The organism is Mycolicibacterium litorale (assembly GCF_010731695.1).
Lineage (GTDB): Bacteria > Actinomycetota > Actinomycetes > Mycobacteriales > Mycobacteriaceae > Mycobacterium > Mycobacterium litorale.
The window spans coordinates 4,453,390-4,468,378 of the sequence record NZ_AP022586.1; the positions used below are offsets into that span (position 1 = coordinate 4,453,390).

The 14,989-nt window shown below is 68.1% G+C and carries 15 protein-coding genes; 9 read left to right on the forward strand and 6 right to left on the reverse strand.

Annotation, left to right across the window (positions count from 1 at the left end; translation table 11 throughout):
* Positions 1-8: 8 nt before the first annotated feature.
* A complete protein-coding gene (locus G6N30_RS21170; protein WP_134058942.1) occupies positions 9-2,042 on the reverse strand; it encodes a toprim domain-containing protein in 2,034 nt (677 codons plus the stop codon).
* 63 nt (positions 2,043-2,105) lie between these two features.
* Complete coding sequence (locus G6N30_RS21175; protein ID WP_134058945.1) at positions 2,106-3,335, reverse strand: MFS transporter; 1,230 nt, start codon at positions 3,333-3,335, stop codon at positions 2,106-2,108.
* A gap of 99 nt (positions 3,336-3,434) precedes the next feature.
* On the opposite strand from G6N30_RS21175, the gene G6N30_RS21180 reads away from it, so the two are divergent.
* A complete protein-coding gene (locus G6N30_RS21180; RefSeq protein WP_134058948.1) occupies positions 3,435-4,586 on the forward strand; it encodes an ROK family transcriptional regulator in 1,152 nt (383 codons plus the stop codon).
* A gap of 1 nt (position 4,587) precedes the next feature.
* On the opposite strand, the gene G6N30_RS21185 is transcribed toward G6N30_RS21180, so the two are convergent.
* Positions 4,588-5,517 carry a serine hydrolase gene (locus G6N30_RS21185; RefSeq protein ID WP_134058951.1) on the reverse strand — a complete coding sequence of 310 codons (930 nt, stop codon included), beginning with the start codon at positions 5,515-5,517 and terminating at the stop codon, positions 4,588-4,590.
* 149 nt (positions 5,518-5,666) lie between these two features.
* On the opposite strand from G6N30_RS21185, the gene G6N30_RS21190 reads away from it, so the two are divergent.
* Positions 5,667-6,344, forward strand: a complete 678-nt coding sequence (locus tag G6N30_RS21190; RefSeq protein ID WP_134058954.1) for a VOC family protein — start codon at positions 5,667-5,669, stop codon at positions 6,342-6,344.
* Between the two features lie 55 nt (positions 6,345-6,399).
* Here the strand turns inward: G6N30_RS21190 and G6N30_RS21195 are convergent, their stop codons facing one another.
* From G6N30_RS21195 to G6N30_RS21205, 3 genes are read right to left on the reverse strand one after another with little or no spacing between them, the layout of a single operon-like run.
* Positions 6,400-7,296 carry an ATP-grasp fold amidoligase family protein gene (locus G6N30_RS21195; protein WP_234880290.1) on the reverse strand — a complete coding sequence of 299 codons (897 nt, stop codon included), beginning with the start codon at positions 7,294-7,296 and terminating at the stop codon, positions 6,400-6,402.
* A 37-nt stretch (positions 7,297-7,333) separates the two neighbouring features.
* Positions 7,334-8,287 carry a serine hydrolase gene (locus tag G6N30_RS21200; RefSeq protein ID WP_134058957.1) on the reverse strand — a complete coding sequence of 318 codons (954 nt, stop codon included), beginning with the start codon at positions 8,285-8,287 and terminating at the stop codon, positions 7,334-7,336.
* Positions 8,284-9,165 (reverse strand): LysR family transcriptional regulator, encoded by an 882-nt coding sequence (locus G6N30_RS21205; protein WP_134058959.1) that lies wholly within the window; start codon positions 9,163-9,165, stop codon positions 8,284-8,286. The genes G6N30_RS21200 and G6N30_RS21205 overlap by 4 nt, the downstream gene beginning before the upstream one ends.
* A gap of 160 nt (positions 9,166-9,325) precedes the next feature.
* On the opposite strand from G6N30_RS21205, the gene bla (G6N30_RS21210) reads away from it, so the two are divergent.
* From bla (G6N30_RS21210) to G6N30_RS21240, 7 genes are all read left to right on the forward strand, one after another.
* Positions 9,326-10,228, forward strand: a complete 903-nt coding sequence (bla, locus tag G6N30_RS21210; RefSeq protein ID WP_234880291.1) for a class A beta-lactamase — start codon at positions 9,326-9,328, stop codon at positions 10,226-10,228.
* 25 nt (positions 10,229-10,253) lie between these two features.
* Positions 10,254-11,126 (forward strand): class A beta-lactamase, encoded by an 873-nt coding sequence (bla, locus tag G6N30_RS21215; protein WP_134058962.1) that lies wholly within the window; start codon positions 10,254-10,256, stop codon positions 11,124-11,126.
* A gap of 8 nt (positions 11,127-11,134) precedes the next feature.
* Positions 11,135-11,845 carry a polysaccharide deacetylase family protein gene (locus G6N30_RS21220; protein ID WP_134058964.1) on the forward strand — a complete coding sequence of 237 codons (711 nt, stop codon included), beginning with the start codon at positions 11,135-11,137 and terminating at the stop codon, positions 11,843-11,845.
* A gap of 77 nt (positions 11,846-11,922) precedes the next feature.
* The gene (locus G6N30_RS21225; RefSeq protein WP_197906154.1) at positions 11,923-12,747 is read left to right on the forward strand and encodes a class I SAM-dependent methyltransferase; all 825 of its coding nucleotides are present in this window, start codon (positions 11,923-11,925) and stop codon (positions 12,745-12,747) included.
* Positions 12,748-12,860: 113 nt separating this feature from the next.
* Complete coding sequence (locus tag G6N30_RS21230) at positions 12,861-13,997, forward strand: cellulase family glycosylhydrolase (protein ID WP_197906180.1); 1,137 nt, start codon at positions 12,861-12,863, stop codon at positions 13,995-13,997.
* A gap of 59 nt (positions 13,998-14,056) precedes the next feature.
* On the forward strand, positions 14,057-14,494 hold the full coding sequence (locus G6N30_RS21235) for a hypothetical protein (RefSeq protein WP_134058970.1): 438 nt from the start codon (positions 14,057-14,059) through the stop codon (positions 14,492-14,494).
* A 124-nt stretch (positions 14,495-14,618) separates the two neighbouring features.
* A complete protein-coding gene (locus tag G6N30_RS21240) occupies positions 14,619-14,846 on the forward strand; it encodes a hypothetical protein (protein WP_134058973.1) in 228 nt (75 codons plus the stop codon).
* Positions 14,847-14,989: the final 143 nt, after the last annotated feature.

A 14,989-nucleotide genomic window follows, 5' to 3' on the forward strand; every position in this document is an offset into this window, starting at 1 on the left:
CACGTCTCCTAGTCGAGGTCCAGCGCGGAGGTGTCGACGCGGGAGGCGACATCGGCCATCCACGTGCGCCTGCCCTCGGGTGGCCCGCCGAACAGCGTGTGGTGCAGCTTGGCGTCACCGTCATCGAGGTGTACTCGGATCACGGTGCGCCGCTGCGGGTCCAGCACCGTGTTCCAGAAGTCGTCGGCATCCATCTCGCCAAGACCCTTGTTGCGCTGCACCTCCACTTTGCGCTTGGACGTGGCTCTCATCTGCACGACGGCGGCGTCGCGCTCGGACTCGTCCTGACAGTAGATCCGCTGCTGGCCGTCTTTGACCACGAACAGCGGCGGCAGCGTCACATAGACCATCCCGGCCTCGACCAGCGGCCGGTAGAAGTCCAGGAACATCGAGATGAGGCTCGAGTTGATGTTGCCCCCGTCGGGGTCGGCGTCGGAGGCGAACAGGATCCGGTCGTAGCGGCACAGTTCCGGGTCGCAGTGGTCGCGGACGCCGCAGCCCAAGATGCGTTCGATCGCATCGAATTCGTCCTTGACCCGCGCCTTGCTGAGGGTGAATCCATAGACGTTGGGCGGCTTGCCTTTCAGGGGGAACGCGGCCTGGAAGGTCGCGTCGCGCGCCGCTTTGATGGTGCCCAGCGCGGAGTCGCCCTCGCACAGGAACAGCTCGGCTCCTGATCCGCGTCCTGTCTCGCGGCAGGGCAGCAACTTCGGCGGCAGCGACAGGTTCGTGCCGAGACCTTTGGCCTTGGACGCCGCTCGGGACCGGGCTTTCGCGCCTTCGGCGCTGCGCCGCGCTCGGGCCGCCTCCAGCGCCATTTTGGTCCACAGCGACACGGTGTCGCCGTTGGCGGGATTGGCCGCCCAGATGGTGACGCTGCGCGCGACGTCCGGGGCCATCGCCACGTTCAGCGACCGCGAGGACACCGCGGTTTTGGCCTGGGAGTCCCAGGACACATCGGGTGCGCGGGTGTCCACGGCGAGTGCGGTCACCGCAGCGAAGTCCTGTGCCTCCGGGCCGTCCTCACCTTTGGCCAGCCCCAGGTCGCGGATGCGGGATGCGCGGTCAGCCAGGGCTTCCGACAGCCCCTTCACCGCGGCGGTCAGATGAGAACCACCGCCGGGGGTGCGCACGGTGTTGCAGAAGGCAGCGACGGTGGCCGGTTCGGCTGGGCCCGCGGTCAGCGACCACCGGAACGGGGTCGGGCCGCGGCCGGTGGTGTACTCGCCACGCCCCTCGACCACCGCGCGCACGCCGGGAACGGGAGTGCCGGCGGCGGTGCACATGAGGTCCAGCAGCGTCTCGGTGCCCCACGGCCCGCTGAACGGCTCGAGAAGCTCGGGCCGGACGTCGTCGTCGGGCCAGCCTTCGTCGATGACGATCAGGTGCACCCCCGGCGACATCCGCGCCGCGGCGTGCGCCCGCAGCAGCACTTCGTTGATGTCGATGCTGGAGTCCGGCACCACGGCCGGGTCGAAGAGGATGCGGACCGTGGTGCCGTGCGAATCCGGTTTGCGGTTGCCGGAACCACGCAGTTTCTGTGTGTCGGCGCGGGTGAACGGTGCGTTCGGGTCGAACTCCTTGCCGTCGAACACCCCGGGGTAGCCACCGCCGAAACTCTGCAGGTACGTCTTCCCGGCGCGGCGAACCGTCACGTCGGTCCGTGTGGAGATGAATACCGCTGCGGCCGCGCCGATTCCATTCAGACCGGCGCCGGTGCTGACAGCGTCGGTGTGTGCGGAGAACTTGCCGCCCGCTCGTGCTGTTCCCAGCGTCTTGACGATGCCGTTCTTCCCGTTCGCCGGGTCCGAGTCGACGGGCAGGCCGCGGCCGTCGTCGGAGACGCTGACGGATCCGTCGGTGTGCAGGGTGATGGTGACGGTGGATCCGCCGTGGCTGGGATCGGCCACCTCTTCGATCGCGTTGTCCACGAGCTCCCGCAACGCGGTGTTGAGCACGTCCAGACCCAGGTTCACCGCAGGCCGCAGGCGTGTGTGCTGGACATCGTCGAGCTCGGTGATGTCAGCCGCGGTGTAACTCACTGCTCGTCTTCTCCATCAACGCCGGTGGGTGCCGGAGGAATGGTAGACGGCAGGCCCGACATCTCAGCGCATCCCGGGCCGCCGGTCGGTCCAGCGCTGCAGAAGCACCGACACGGTCAGTACGGCCAGGCCTGCGACGGTCAGCGCCGCACCCGCTGCGGCGGGAGCGGTATAGCCGAGGCCGGCGGAGATCACCATGCCGCCGATCCAGGCGCCTGCTGCGTTGGCGATGTTCAGTGCGGAGTGGTTGAGCGCCGCTGCCAGCGTCTGCGCGTCGTGCGCCACGTCCATCAAGCGGGTCTGCAGGGCGGGTCCGATCGACGAGCCGGTCGCGCCGATGAAAAACAGGCCGAGCATGGCCGTCCACGGGTTGTGGGCGGCGAAGACGAAGAGCGCCAGCACTATTCCCAGGGACGTCATCGACGCGTACAGGCCGCGGATCACCGAGACGTCGGCCATGCGGCCGCCCACCAGGTTGCCGATCACCATGCCGGAACCGAACGCCATGAGGCCGAGCGGGATCAGGCCTCGTGACACTCCGGCGACATCGGTCAGCGTGGTCGACACATAGGTGTACACCGCGAACATGCCGCCGAAGCCGACCATCCCGACCAGCAGGGCGAGCCAGACCTGCACGCGTTTGAGTGCACCGAGTTCGGTGAGGGGACTCGTCACGTGCATGCCGCGCATGTCGGGCACCCAGAACCGGATTGCGGCCAGTGTGATGGCGCCGACGGCGACGACCAGCGCGAAGGCACTGCGCCACCCGAAGTGCTGCCCGAGCCACGACGCCACCGGAACGCCGAGGACCGTCGCCACGGTGAGTCCGCTCAACACATACGCAACGGCCTTGGCCCGGTTGCGCGGACCCATGAGGTGCGCGGCAACCAGCGCGGCAATGCCGAAGAACGCCCCGTGCGGCAGGCCGGCGATGAAGCGCGCCGCCATGAGCGTGGCGTAGGAGGGGGCGAACATGCTGGCCAGGTTGGCGACGGTGAACAGGACCATCAGCCCCAGCAACAGCGTTTTGCGCGGCATGCGCGCGGTGAGCGCGGCGATCAGCGGCGCGCCGATGACGACGCCCAGGGCATACGCGGAGATGACGTGGCCTGCGACCGGCTCGGTGATACGCAGGCCGGCTGCGATGTCAGGGAGCAGGCCCATCGCGACGAACTCGGTGGTGCCGATGCCGAACCCGCCGAGGGCGAGTGCCATCACGGCGAGCCACCGGACGGTCGGGTCGGGCGCGACGACGGACATGGGTCCAGACGGGCGCGACAAGGTTCGGGTCATGGTGTCGACGGTAGACCTACTTATGCATGCGCTCAAACGGACTTCCGTCTTTCGTGGGTGAAAGTGGCGAACCTTACGCCGGTGCGGTTGAATCGAGGTGTGACGAGCGTCGGCGATGTGTTCGCCCTGATCCGCGAACTCCGGGTCACCACCCGGGCGGAACTGGTGGCCAGGACGTCGCTCTCGCGCACCGCGGTGACGGCCCGCGTGGCCGCGCTCCTGGAACTCGGGCTGGTCGCCGAAACCGAGCGTGCACCGTCGACCGGGGGACGGCCCGCCACCACGCTGAGCTTCGACGCCGACGCAGGCATCGTCGTGTGCGTCGCGATCGGGATCAGTCGCACCCGCATGGCGGTCTGCAACCTCGCCGGCGAGATCGTCGCCACTGCGGACATCGACCAAGAGGTCGCCCTGGGCCCCGACGACCTGCTGCCGGACGTGGTCAAGCGCCTCGACGCGCTTCTCGCCGAGCATCCGGACGTGCCGGTGTACGGCATCGGCGTGAGCCTCCCCGGACCCGTCGACCGGGAACGGGGTTGCAGCCGGGACTCGCCGATCCTGCGCGGCTGGGACGGGGTTCCGTTGCGTCCGTACTTCGAGGAGATCTCCAACGCCCGCGTCCTGCTGGACAACGACGCCAACGCCATCGCCCTCGGCGAGCGTGGCGGCAACCTGGAACGCATCGACGACCTACTGGTCCTGAAGGTCTCGACGGGGTTGGGCGCCGGCATCATCGCCGGCGGCGCGCTGCAGCGCGGCGCCACCCAGGCGGCGGGCGAGTTCGGCCACAACAAGACCCCTGCGGCAGCGGGACTTTCGTGCCGGTGCGGTGACACGGGCTGCCTGGAGGCGATCGCGGCGGGCTGGGCGGTGGTACATGCGCTACAGCAACGTGGCTATTCGGTGCGGCATATGCGCGACGTCGTCGAACTCGCGCACGCCGGCGATCCCGAGGTCCGCCGGATGATCCGCGACAGCGGCAGGCACATCGGCGGAGTCGTCGCCGCAGCGGTCAACCTGCTCAACCCGAAGGTGCTCGTCATCGCGGGTGATCTCGCGGGGGCCTACGAGATCTTCGTCGCTGGGCTACGGGAAACGCTGTACGGCAACGCAACCGCGATGTCCACGCGCGAACTCGAGGTCGTGCAGGCCGCCCACGCCGGACACTCGGCCGTCTTCGGCACGGCGACCATGGTGCTCGAAGAAGTGCTGAGCCCCCGCGCCGTCGACGCGCTGGTGGCGCTGAGCTGAGTCAGATCCTGCCGCCCGGGAACATGGTCTTGACGGCCTGAGTGACGTTGTCGCGGGCGGCGGCGGCGCTGGTGGGGTCCAGCGAGCCGATCGCCATCACGTAACGGCGGTCGGGCCCGATCGCGCCGGTGGACACGTGCAATTGGTTGCCGCCGTTCCAGCAGCAGAACCAGCCCTGCTTGACCGCGACCGGCTCGGCGTAGAGCCCCTCGGGAATGCCGAACCGCTGCGGATACCCGTCGGTGCCTGTCGGCGTCGACTGCGCGAGGTTGCCGATGATGACGTCGGCCTGTTCGGGTGGCAGCCCACCGGCGCCGTCCAACAGCATGTCGTAGTAACGGACGAGATCGGCCGCCGTGCTCTGCGTGACGTCCCAGTGCCCGTTGTAGGGGGCGGTCGTACCGGTCAACCCGTACCGGTCCTTGATCCGCGCGATGATCGCATTCCCACCGCTGCGGTCCCAGAACATCTGCGCCGCACTGTCATCGGAGGAGCGCAGCATGACGTCGAGCGACCTACGGTCGGCGGCGGAAAGGGTCGTCTTGCCCTCCGACTCCTGCAGCAGCAGGTCGTCGGCGATGAAGAGCTTCACCACAGACGCGATGGGAAAGGGCTTGTCGGTCCCGTTGGAGAAGGTCTGGCCGGTGTTGCGGTCCAACACGACGACCTCGATATCGGCCCCGGACGCGGCCGCGTCGGCGGTGGCTTGACGGACACGGGCGTCGAGTCCGTCCAGTGGCGCCGACGGCTGAGCTGGTGGGGCCGCAGGGAATGCGGGCAGTGAGGCCTGCGGAGTGACGACCGGTGCCTGCGGGGTGTTCTCAGTGGCCGGCGGTGAACCCCAGACCTGTGCCTCGCAGCCGCTCACGAGCAACGCCACAGAGACGATTGCCGCGCTCGTCATCGTCCATTTGGACAGCCGTGGGTGCATGAAACGCCTCCAAACAGATTCTGGACCACCGGAGCGGGGTCAACGCTGCGTACCCACCGCATACCCCAGCGTAATCGTCTGACGCGGAGGCCAGGGGGCCGCGTCAGACCGAGGCCGGTGAGACGCCGTCAACCTGGTTAGGTTGACGTATGGCAATCGACCTTCACGCGGTGGTCGTCGAGGCTGACGAACCTGTGCGGTTGGCCCGGTTCTGGGCGGACCTCCTCGAGGCGGAAGCCTCGAACATCGGCGGCGAGGAAAGCGTTGCCGTGCAGCTCGAGGACGGAGTGGTGCTGGAATTCGTTCCGGCGACCCAGTCCAAGGAGGGCAAGAATCGGCTGCACCTCGACTTGGCGTCCGAATCCGAGGGACATCAAACGACGTTGGTCGAAGCAGCGTGTCGTCTCGGCGGCGCACTGGCCGACATCGGACAGGATTCAGTGCCGTGGGTGGTGCTCGCCGACCCGGAGGGGAACGAGTTCTGCGTACTCGAGCCGCGCGACGAGTACCGCGGCTGCGGCCCGGTGGCCGCGGTGGTGACCGATACCCATGACCCCGTTGCCGTCGCTCGGTTCTTGTCGGACAACCTGGGATTCCCGATGACCCGCGCTCATCCGGATTACGCGTCGCTGCGCCGTGACGGCGGATCGTGGCTGGAATTCGTCCGTAATCCGCACCGACCGCAGAGGCAAGGCCGTCTGCACCTGCAGTTCGCTGCGCAGAGCCCACCTCCCGGCCAAGCCGCCACGGACTGCCCGGTATGCCCGCACCAGGCCACCGCGGCGTCCGACCCGGAGAGCACGCTTTTCTGCATCTCGCCCGGCTAGAGTGCTGAAACGTGTGGCTGCCATCACATGACGTCACCCCGGCCCTGACGGGCTGTCATCGGTATCGCCGCGGAACGGTCCAGTGCCGTCCGAACTCGGCGTTGAAGTACTCGGGATCGAAATGGCTGTCCCCTCCTGCGGGGAAGCTCGTCAGCTCACCGAAGACGATGCGTCCGTCGACGCTGTACAGGTCGACCCGCACGAAGTCGGTGTCGGCGCCGAGTCGTTCGGCCACCTCGATCATCTCGCGGAGTCGAGCGGGCTTTTCCGGCTCCGGGTCGGCCCACGTCGGCCCGCCGCGAAGCGGCACGTGTTCCCAGTCCGGTCGGAAGAAGTCCTGCGTTCTCCTGTCGAACCGTCCCGCGTCGACCTGTACGTAGGCGCAGTGGCCATGGAAGACGAAGAACTTGTAGTCAGTGGGGATCGCGCCGTCTGCGCCGGCGAGTAGTTCCTCGACGATGACTTGCCGCGGCATCTGCCCGTACACCCATTCTCTGTTAGGCCCTTGGCCGTACAGCTGCGCCACCCAGCCCTGCGCGATGCGGACGACGTCCTGCCGGGAGGCGAATTCAGGGCGGACGTGCTGGTAACTCCAGTTGCCCGGCTCCGTCGGCAGGCGCGCCGCGGACGGTGCGCTCTCCGAGACGACGATGGCCGCCCCACTTCCGTGAGTCGGCTTGACCACGTAAGCATGTGGCAGGTTCACGTCGTACAGGTCTGACGGGTCGCCGACGACCGCGTGCGCGTGCGGAAGATATTGGGACCCAACGACTGCCGCCACGTGATCCCGCACCGCCGCCTTGTCGGCGAACGTCACGACCAGGGGGCGGTGATCGCGCAGCATCTTGTAGCGGACCTTTTCCCGAAAAGTGCGGGGGTGGCGGGTGCGCCAGAGCCGTACCGCCCGCACAATGCTGCTCTGTTCGCGCCAGCGGACGTCGGTGGGTTTCACGCGCTCAGGCTACGGTCCCCGGGAAGCGCTCCTGCGGTCACTCCCGGCGGTGATCCACACCGTCGACATCGCGGCCCCCGTCAAGGCCGGCGCGACCTGGCACGTCCGCAGATCGCAGAGCGGTCACCGCGATTCGCGCGGTGTCGCCGATTGCTCGGTCGACGATCGGCAGGTAGGCGTCGGAGCGCGCGGCGCGGGTGAACACCGAGACCGCGACGGGAATCTCCTCCGGGAAGGCGACGACGGCGATCTCGTTGCGGATGGGTCCGATCGTGCCGGTTTTGCCGGCCACGACCACGTCAGCGAAGGGAAAGGCGGATCTGATCCGGTGTGGCCAGATCTGCTGACTCAGAATCGTTCTCATGATCTGTGAGGATTCGGGTGAGGCCGCACGGCCGGTCCAGATCGCGGTCAGCATGGCGTTGGTGTCAGCGGCGCTGGTTGCGGTGGTGTACGCCGGGTCGAACGCTGCGCTGTCGTGGATGGTGTTGTTGCTGCCGAGCAGCCCGACCGCTTCGTCGAGCGTCAGGGCACCGGTGTCGTGGATGACCTGACGTTGCAGTGTCGCGGTGCCGCCGACCACGCGCGTGCTGGCGAGGCCGAGATCTTCGATCACGTCGTCGATGGTGTCCAGCTCGACGGCGGCGAGAAGGACATCGGCAGCGGCGTTGTCGGACAGCGTGATCATCATGCGGGCGAGGTCCAGCCAGGACAGCGTGACCGGGTCGGAGAACAGGCTGATGCCGGTGGGGCCGGGAGTGCAGTCGCCGGGGACGACGCGAACCGTGCCGTGGGGGTCGAGCCGGCCGGCGTCGAAGGCGCGTGCCGCGGCGATCAGCACGAGGACCTTGTACACCGAAGCTGCTACGACCGGCGCGTCGCCACTGATGTCGATGACGGGTCCCGTCGCGCCGACGCGTTCGGCGCGCAGCCATCCGCGGCAGCCGGCGTCGGTGAACGCGGCGGTGATCTGGTCCTCGGTGGATGTCATCGGTCGGCTCGCAGGAGCTGCCGGTCGACCGCGTAGGTCGCGTCGGCGAGGTCGACGCCGGGTGCGGTGACGATACGCAGGCGGAGGGCGACCTCATCGACCAGCATCCGGCGGTGCGTGGTGCCGGTGTGCACCGGGCCGCCGCCAGTGGCCAGGCCGAAGCAGCTGCCTGACGCGGCGGCCGCCGCCACGTCGCGGTGCGTCGACGCCGGGCGAGTGCTCGGATCCAGGCCACGCCGGCGCAACTGGTCGATCAGGAGGTCGTGTGCGGGTGGATTGTCCTCTCGCGGCACGGTTGCCAGTTCCAGGTCCTGCAGCATCTGCGCCCGTGGTGCTGCCGCCTCGGCGGCGCGATGCCCGGCCGGGAGTACGACGCTGCGTGCCACCGAGACGACCGGTCCGGCGTCGAGCCCGTCGACCAGCACCGGGTGTTGCACCACCGCGAGTTGGATTGCTCCGCGGCGCAATTCACTCAACAGCTGCGATGTGCCGGCGGTGACGGTGGTGACACCGACGTCGTCGCTCTCGAGCGTGCTGCGGATGCCGGCAACGCAGCGCGCCACCAGTTCGTCGTCCAACTGCGGAACGACACCCCACCGCACACCTTGCACTGACCCGAACATGTGCCGGGCGTCGTCGAGGAAGCGGGCGGAGTCGTCGACGATCAGCCGGGCGCGGGGGAGCAGCGCAGCCCCATGCGTGGTCACCACGGCGCCCTCGGAGGTGCGTTCGATGAGCTGCAGCCCGAGGTGCTTCTCCAGCCGGCGCAGGCCCTGCGATACCGGCGGTTGGGTCACCCCGAGGCTGGCTGCTGCGCGGCCGAAATGCCGGTGCTCGGCGACCGCCACGAAGTAGCGAAGATGAGCGACCAAGTCCACGCCACCAGTCAACACGGCCACCCGTGCCGACGCGATCCGTTATCCACCGGGAGTTGTCGTCGTAAAAAGCGCCACCTAGCTGGGGATATCGCCATCGGCTATGGCGGTGCCACGCAGCGCGACTTGGGCCCCGCGCCGATCCGAATGAATCCTCGTCGTCGTGAATCAACGACTGACTCGACGTCAAGCGCTCCTTGGCGCGCTGGTGATCGGCGGCGCGGTGGCCGCCTCGCGGACCGCCGGGGCATCGCCGCCGCAGCCGGCGCCGGCCGACGCGGACTTGATCGCGCTGGAGGATCGCCATGGCGCTCATATCGGCCTGTGGGCGGTGGACCTGATCTCCGGCCGGACGCTGGGGCACCGCGCCGATGAGCGCCTGGCGATGTGTTCGACGTTCAAGACCTACGCCGTCGGCCGAGTTCTGCAGCTGGCGGCCGGGGGTGCGCTCGACCTGGACACGGCCGTACCGATCGACGCGGCCGACATCGTGGTGGACTCACCCGTCACGAGCACTCGGATCGGGTCGAGCATGTCCCTGGCGGAGCTCTGCGACGCGGCGTTGACCCGCAGTGACAACACCGCCGGCAATGCGCTGCTGCGACGCATCGGCGGACCGGAGGCCGTCACTACCTTCGCGCGCGCCGTGGGGGACGAGGAGACGCGCCTGGACAGGTGGGAGCCCGACCTGAACGAGGCGTTGCCGGGCGATCCGCGCGACACCACGACACCGAGGGCGCTCAACAGCGGTTATCGCCGGCTGCTCGTCGACGACGCGCTCGACTCGCGGTCTCGCGAGCGCTTGGTGAGCTGGATGCGGGGAAACGTCACCTCTGGCAAGCGCTTCCGTGCCGGGTTGCCGGCCGGATGGACCAGCGCCGACAAGACCGGTGCCGGTGGCTTCGGCACCACCAACGACGCAGGGCTGTTGATCGGTCCGTCCGGACAGCGCGTTCTCCTCGCGGTGCTGACGCGATCGAGCGCCGAGCGCAGGGATTCCGATCCGCTCAACGCCGCGATCGCGGACACCGTCGCACTGACACTGTCTCGATTCGGCCACCACTAGCAAGCGAAGCACCATGAAACCAGCCATGCATCAGCTCGATCGCCGGCGTTTCCTCACCGCCGCGGCGGTCGCCTCCGCAGCCGTGTGGGCTTGCCCACCCGCGGCAGCCGGCACCGAGCATCCCGCCTTGGCCGAGCTCGAACGGCGATTCGGTGCGCGCCTTGGCGTGTACGGGGTGGCCACCGACACCGGCGCCACGGTCGCGTACCGGGCCGACGAGCGGTTCGCGTTCTGCTCGACATTCAAGGCGCTGGCCGCCGGGGCGGTGCTGCACCGCCATTCGGTGGCGCACCTCGATACGCGGGTCGGCTACACCGAGCACGACCTGATGAAGAGTTCGGTCATCACCCGGCGGCACGTCGCGACAGGCATGACCATCGGCGAGCTGTGCGACGCAGCCGTCCGCTTCAGTGACGGCACCGCGGGGAACCTGCTGCTGCGTGTCCTCGGCGGACCCGAGCAGCTCACCGCCTATGCCCGCAGCCTCGGCGATACCGTCACCAGAATGGACCGCGTGGAACCGCATGTCGCTGACGCGGTACCCGGCGATGTCCGGGACACGTCGTCTCCGCGCGCGCTGACCGAAGACATACGAGCGCTCCTGGTCGGCGACGCGCTGGGTCCGGCTGAGCGCGCTGTGTTGCAAGATCTGATGCAGCGCAACGCTACTCGGGCGGGGATGGAGCGGATACGCGCCGGCTTACCACCGGACTGGACGGTGGCGGACAAGACAGGCACCGGTGATTTCGGCACGCTCAACGACATCGCGGTCGTATGGCCGCCCCATCGCGCCCCACTGGCCATGGGGATCATGTCCACCAAGACGTCCAAGGACGCCGCGTATGACCCGGCGCTGCTCGCCGAGGCGGCACGCTATGTCGTGGGCGTGATCGCCTGAGGGTGTCGATGAGTCGGCGGTGGGTCAGACGCGTGACGGCGGCCGTGGCGGCCGTGGCGGTCGTCTGCGTGGGCGCCTACGTCGTGATGAATGCGCGGACATTCCAGCTCGCCGGCCGCCTGGTGCCTCGAGTCGCCACCGCGGAGAAGGTGGTGGCGCTGACCTTCGACGACGGGCCGTCACCGCACACTCCCGAGGTGTTGAGGGTACTGACCGATCTGAGGGTCCGCGCCACGTTCTATCTCAACGGCGAAGACCTGCAACGCTTTCCGCAGTTCGGAACCGCGATCGCGGTCGCGGGCCACGAAATCGGCAACCACTCCTTCTCGCATCGGCGCATGGTGCTGACATCGCCGGCCACGGTGGCCGCCGAGGTCGAGCGGACCGACGCGGAGATCCGCGCTACCGGCTACACGGGCCCCATCACCTTCCGCCCACCGTATGGCAAGAAACTCTGGAGTCTCCCCGAGTATCTCGCCGACCACGACCGCACCACCGTCATGTGGGACGTGGAGCCCGACTCCTCAGGCCCGCAGACCACCGCTGAGATCGTCAGGCGGGCGGTGGACGGTACGCAACCGGGGTCGGTCATCCTCATGCACGTGATGTTCGACGGGAGGGAGGCCTCGCGGGCGGCCATACCCGGCATCGTCTTCGCACTCCGCGAACGGGGCTATGACTTCGTCACGGTGTCGGATCTCCTCCAGCGCGGCGGGTGAGGCCGCACAGCCGTTGGCGGCCGTCTCCGGCCGAAATCCGGCTGCGAATCGCATGCGAAGCTGGTGGGATCACGACCGTGGAGATTGATCACGCCATCCTCGAGCATTACCAGCAAGGCGTCGAGCGAGATCGGTTGAACACCTGGGGCCGCCTGGAGAAGGCTCGAACGCTGGACCTGATGAGCCGCTTCCTACCGCCGCCGCCCGCCGACGTGCTGGACATCGGTGGGGGAGAGGGTGTGTACGCGCTCCCGCTGGCCGCCGCGGGTTACCACGTCCGGCTCGTCGACCCGGTGCCACAGCATGTGGACGCGGCCCGCGCGGCCGCGTCCGGGAAGCCATACGCGTCACGAATCAGCAGTCACCTCGGTGATGCCCGCGATCTGCGCGAGGTCGACACCGGCAGTGTCGATGCCGTGCTGCTCCTCGGGCCCCTGTACCACCTCGTCGATCGTGACGACCGGGCCCGCGCCCTCGAGGAAGCCCATCGGGTGCTTCGTCCTGGCGGCATCGTGCTGGTGGCGGCCATCTCCCGGTTCGCCTCCGCGCTGGAGGGGCTGCGCACGGGTGCCGTTCACGACCCGCGTTTCGAAGCGATCGTCGCCGCCGACCTGCGTGATGGCGTGCACCGGAACCCTGAGGTCGGCACCAGGCCAGAGTGGTTCACGCTGGCCTACTTTCACCGCCCTGAGGAGCTGCGCGACGAGGTGACCGGCGCGGGGTTCGCCGATGCGCGGGTGCTGGCAGTCGAGGGGCCCGTCGACATGTCCACAGCCGCGGCTCTCGATGACGACGACCAACGCGCCACCATCCTCCGCACTGTCGCCCGTATCGAGAGCGAGCCGTCGCTCCTCGGGGCCAGCCCCCATCTGCTGGCCGTGGCGGTGGCACCGTCGCCGTAACCCTCAGCCTGGGCATGCGGACCTGAGAGCGCTCGATAACGATTCGAATGCTGTTGTGTCACAGCCCGAGACGTCGGCTCCACCGAATCGGACGGCGACACTATGTTCACATGGTGCACCGGAGAACCGTCCTCAGGCTCCCGATGTACCTCGCGGCAGCCGCGGCACTGACCAAGATCCCCACCGTCTCCGCTGCGGCGGGTCGATGGTCGGCTGACCGCGCCAACGCCTGGTACGAGGCTCAGGGCTGGCTGCTCGGCGCGAACTATGTCACCTCCACGGCGGTCAACCAGCTCGAGATGTTCCAAGCGGGAACCTACGACGCACGCCGTATCGCCGGCGAGCTCGGCGTGGCCCAGCGGATCGGGATGAACACCATGCGCGTGTTCCTTCACGATCAGTTGTGGGCCACCGACCGAGCGGGTTTCAGCAGCCGGCTCTCGGAGTTCGTCGCGATCGCGGCGAGCAAGAACATCAAGCCGCTGTTCGTCTTGTTCGACTCGTGCTGGGACCCGCTGCCGAAAGCCGGCCGCCAACGCGCGCCCATACAGGGAGTGCACAACTCCGGCTGGGTGCAGAGTCCGGGCGCCCACCGCCTGCAGGATCCGGCCTACACCCGCGTCCTGCAGAGCTATGTCACCGGAGTGGTCGGTCTGTTCCGCAACGATCCCCGAGTGCTCGGCTGGGATGTCTGGAACGAGCCGGACAACCCGGCGCGGGACTACCGGAAGGTCGAACACCAGGACAAGCAGGAGCTGGTCGCCGCGTTCCTCCCGCACGTCTTCCAGTGGGTGCGTGCCGTCAATCCGGTCCAACCGTTGACCAGCGGCGTGTGGCAGGGTCACTGGAAAGACCCCGGAGGCCGGAGCGCGATAGCCAGCGTGCAGCTGGAGAACTCGGACATCATCAGCTTCCACAACTACGGCGACCCCACCGACTTCGAGGCTCGCATCGACGAGCTCACCCCGCTGGGCCGGCCGATTCTCTGCACCGAGTATCTGGCGCGGAATCTGGGCAGCACCGTGGAGGGAGTTCTCCCGGTCGCCAAGAGGCGCAACGTCGGCGCGTACAACTGGGGGTTCGTCGCCGGGCGGACGCAGACGTATCTGCCGTGGGATTCTTGGAACCGGCCCTACACGTCGCTACCCGAGACCTGGTTCAGCGATCTCATCCACCCTGACGGACGGGCCCACGACGACAACGAGATACGGGTCATCCAGAAGCTCGCGGGGGTGGGTCGCCCCGCCTGAGCAACCGCGACCACGCATGACGCGCTAACGCAGGCGTGGTCGCAACCGATATCCGAGGCATGACACCCATCCGGGCCGCCGGGGCGTGCACCATCGCGCTGACCGCGCTCTGGTTGTGGGCGCCGTCGGCGCACGCCGAGCCGTCCGCGCAGCTCGACCGCGTCCCGGTGGTGGCGTCCTCGACGTGTGCCGGCAACGTCCGCGCCGAGGCCCAGGTGACTCCGGTGCAGATCGACGGTCGCCTCGACAACGGAGTCCGGGTGGCGATCCACTACGACGCCGGAATCTACGACGGTTCCTGCGCGCTGACCGTGACCGCCGATTGGACGAATATCGACACCGGCGCCTCCGGGAGCGAGAACATCACGGCGGTCTCGACGATCGACGGGCACTACGGTTTCATCGGCTACGCCAACACCACGTTCGACACGGGCAGCGGCACGGTGGTCGTCACGCTCAGTTCGCACCCGGACGCCGAGATGCGGATCACGGCGTAAGCCAGGTACACGTCAAGGTCAGAACGAGCGCTGCAGGAATCGATCGGCGCCATTCGCTGTTGACAGCCACGTCGCGGGAGTTCGGTCCGGGCGACGGAGCTCTACAGATGGAAGAGGCGAGATCATGAAGAAGTTCACGTTGGTAGGCGTTGTCGCGGCAGCGTTGTCCGCAGCAGTCATAGGGTTTGCCGGTCCGGCACAGGCCGATGGGAACGGGTACGCACTCAGTCGCCACGGTCATCACTACGGCTACGACTTCGGGTACGGCCGCGACCACCGCAACAACCCCTGGCTCGACCAGCTGTTTCCCTCCGTGAAGGTCCCGCACGTCGACACCAGCGTGCACAACTGATCGGCTGACATCGCACGAGGGCGCCCGCACTGCGGGCGCCCTCGTGCTGTCGGCGTGCCCGGTGTCGGTCATCACCTGCCTGGCATGGAACGAAACCGCCGGCAACGGCGATAAATCGTGTGGAGTCGGGGTCACGTTCTGCC

Coding starts and splice junctions, on each gene's coding strand:
- G6N30_RS21175 (WP_134058945.1), bottom strand. CDS start 3,335: ATGACCCGAACCTTGTCGCGCCCGTCTGGACCCATGTCCGTCGTCGCG.
- G6N30_RS21185 (WP_134058951.1), bottom strand. CDS start 5,517: ATGCACCCACGGCTGTCCAAATGGACGATGACGAGCGCGGCAATCGTC.
- G6N30_RS21190 (WP_134058954.1), top strand. CDS start 5,667: ATGGCAATCGACCTTCACGCGGTGGTCGTCGAGGCTGACGAACCTGTG.
- G6N30_RS21200 (WP_134058957.1), bottom strand. CDS start 8,287: ATGACATCCACCGAGGACCAGATCACCGCCGCGTTCACCGACGCCGGC.
- bla (WP_134058962.1), top strand. CDS start 10,254: ATGCATCAGCTCGATCGCCGGCGTTTCCTCACCGCCGCGGCGGTCGCC.
- G6N30_RS21220 (WP_134058964.1), top strand. CDS start 11,135: ATGAGTCGGCGGTGGGTCAGACGCGTGACGGCGGCCGTGGCGGCCGTG.
- G6N30_RS21235 (WP_134058970.1), top strand. CDS start 14,057: ATGACACCCATCCGGGCCGCCGGGGCGTGCACCATCGCGCTGACCGCG.
- G6N30_RS21240 (WP_134058973.1), top strand. CDS start 14,619: ATGAAGAAGTTCACGTTGGTAGGCGTTGTCGCGGCAGCGTTGTCCGCA.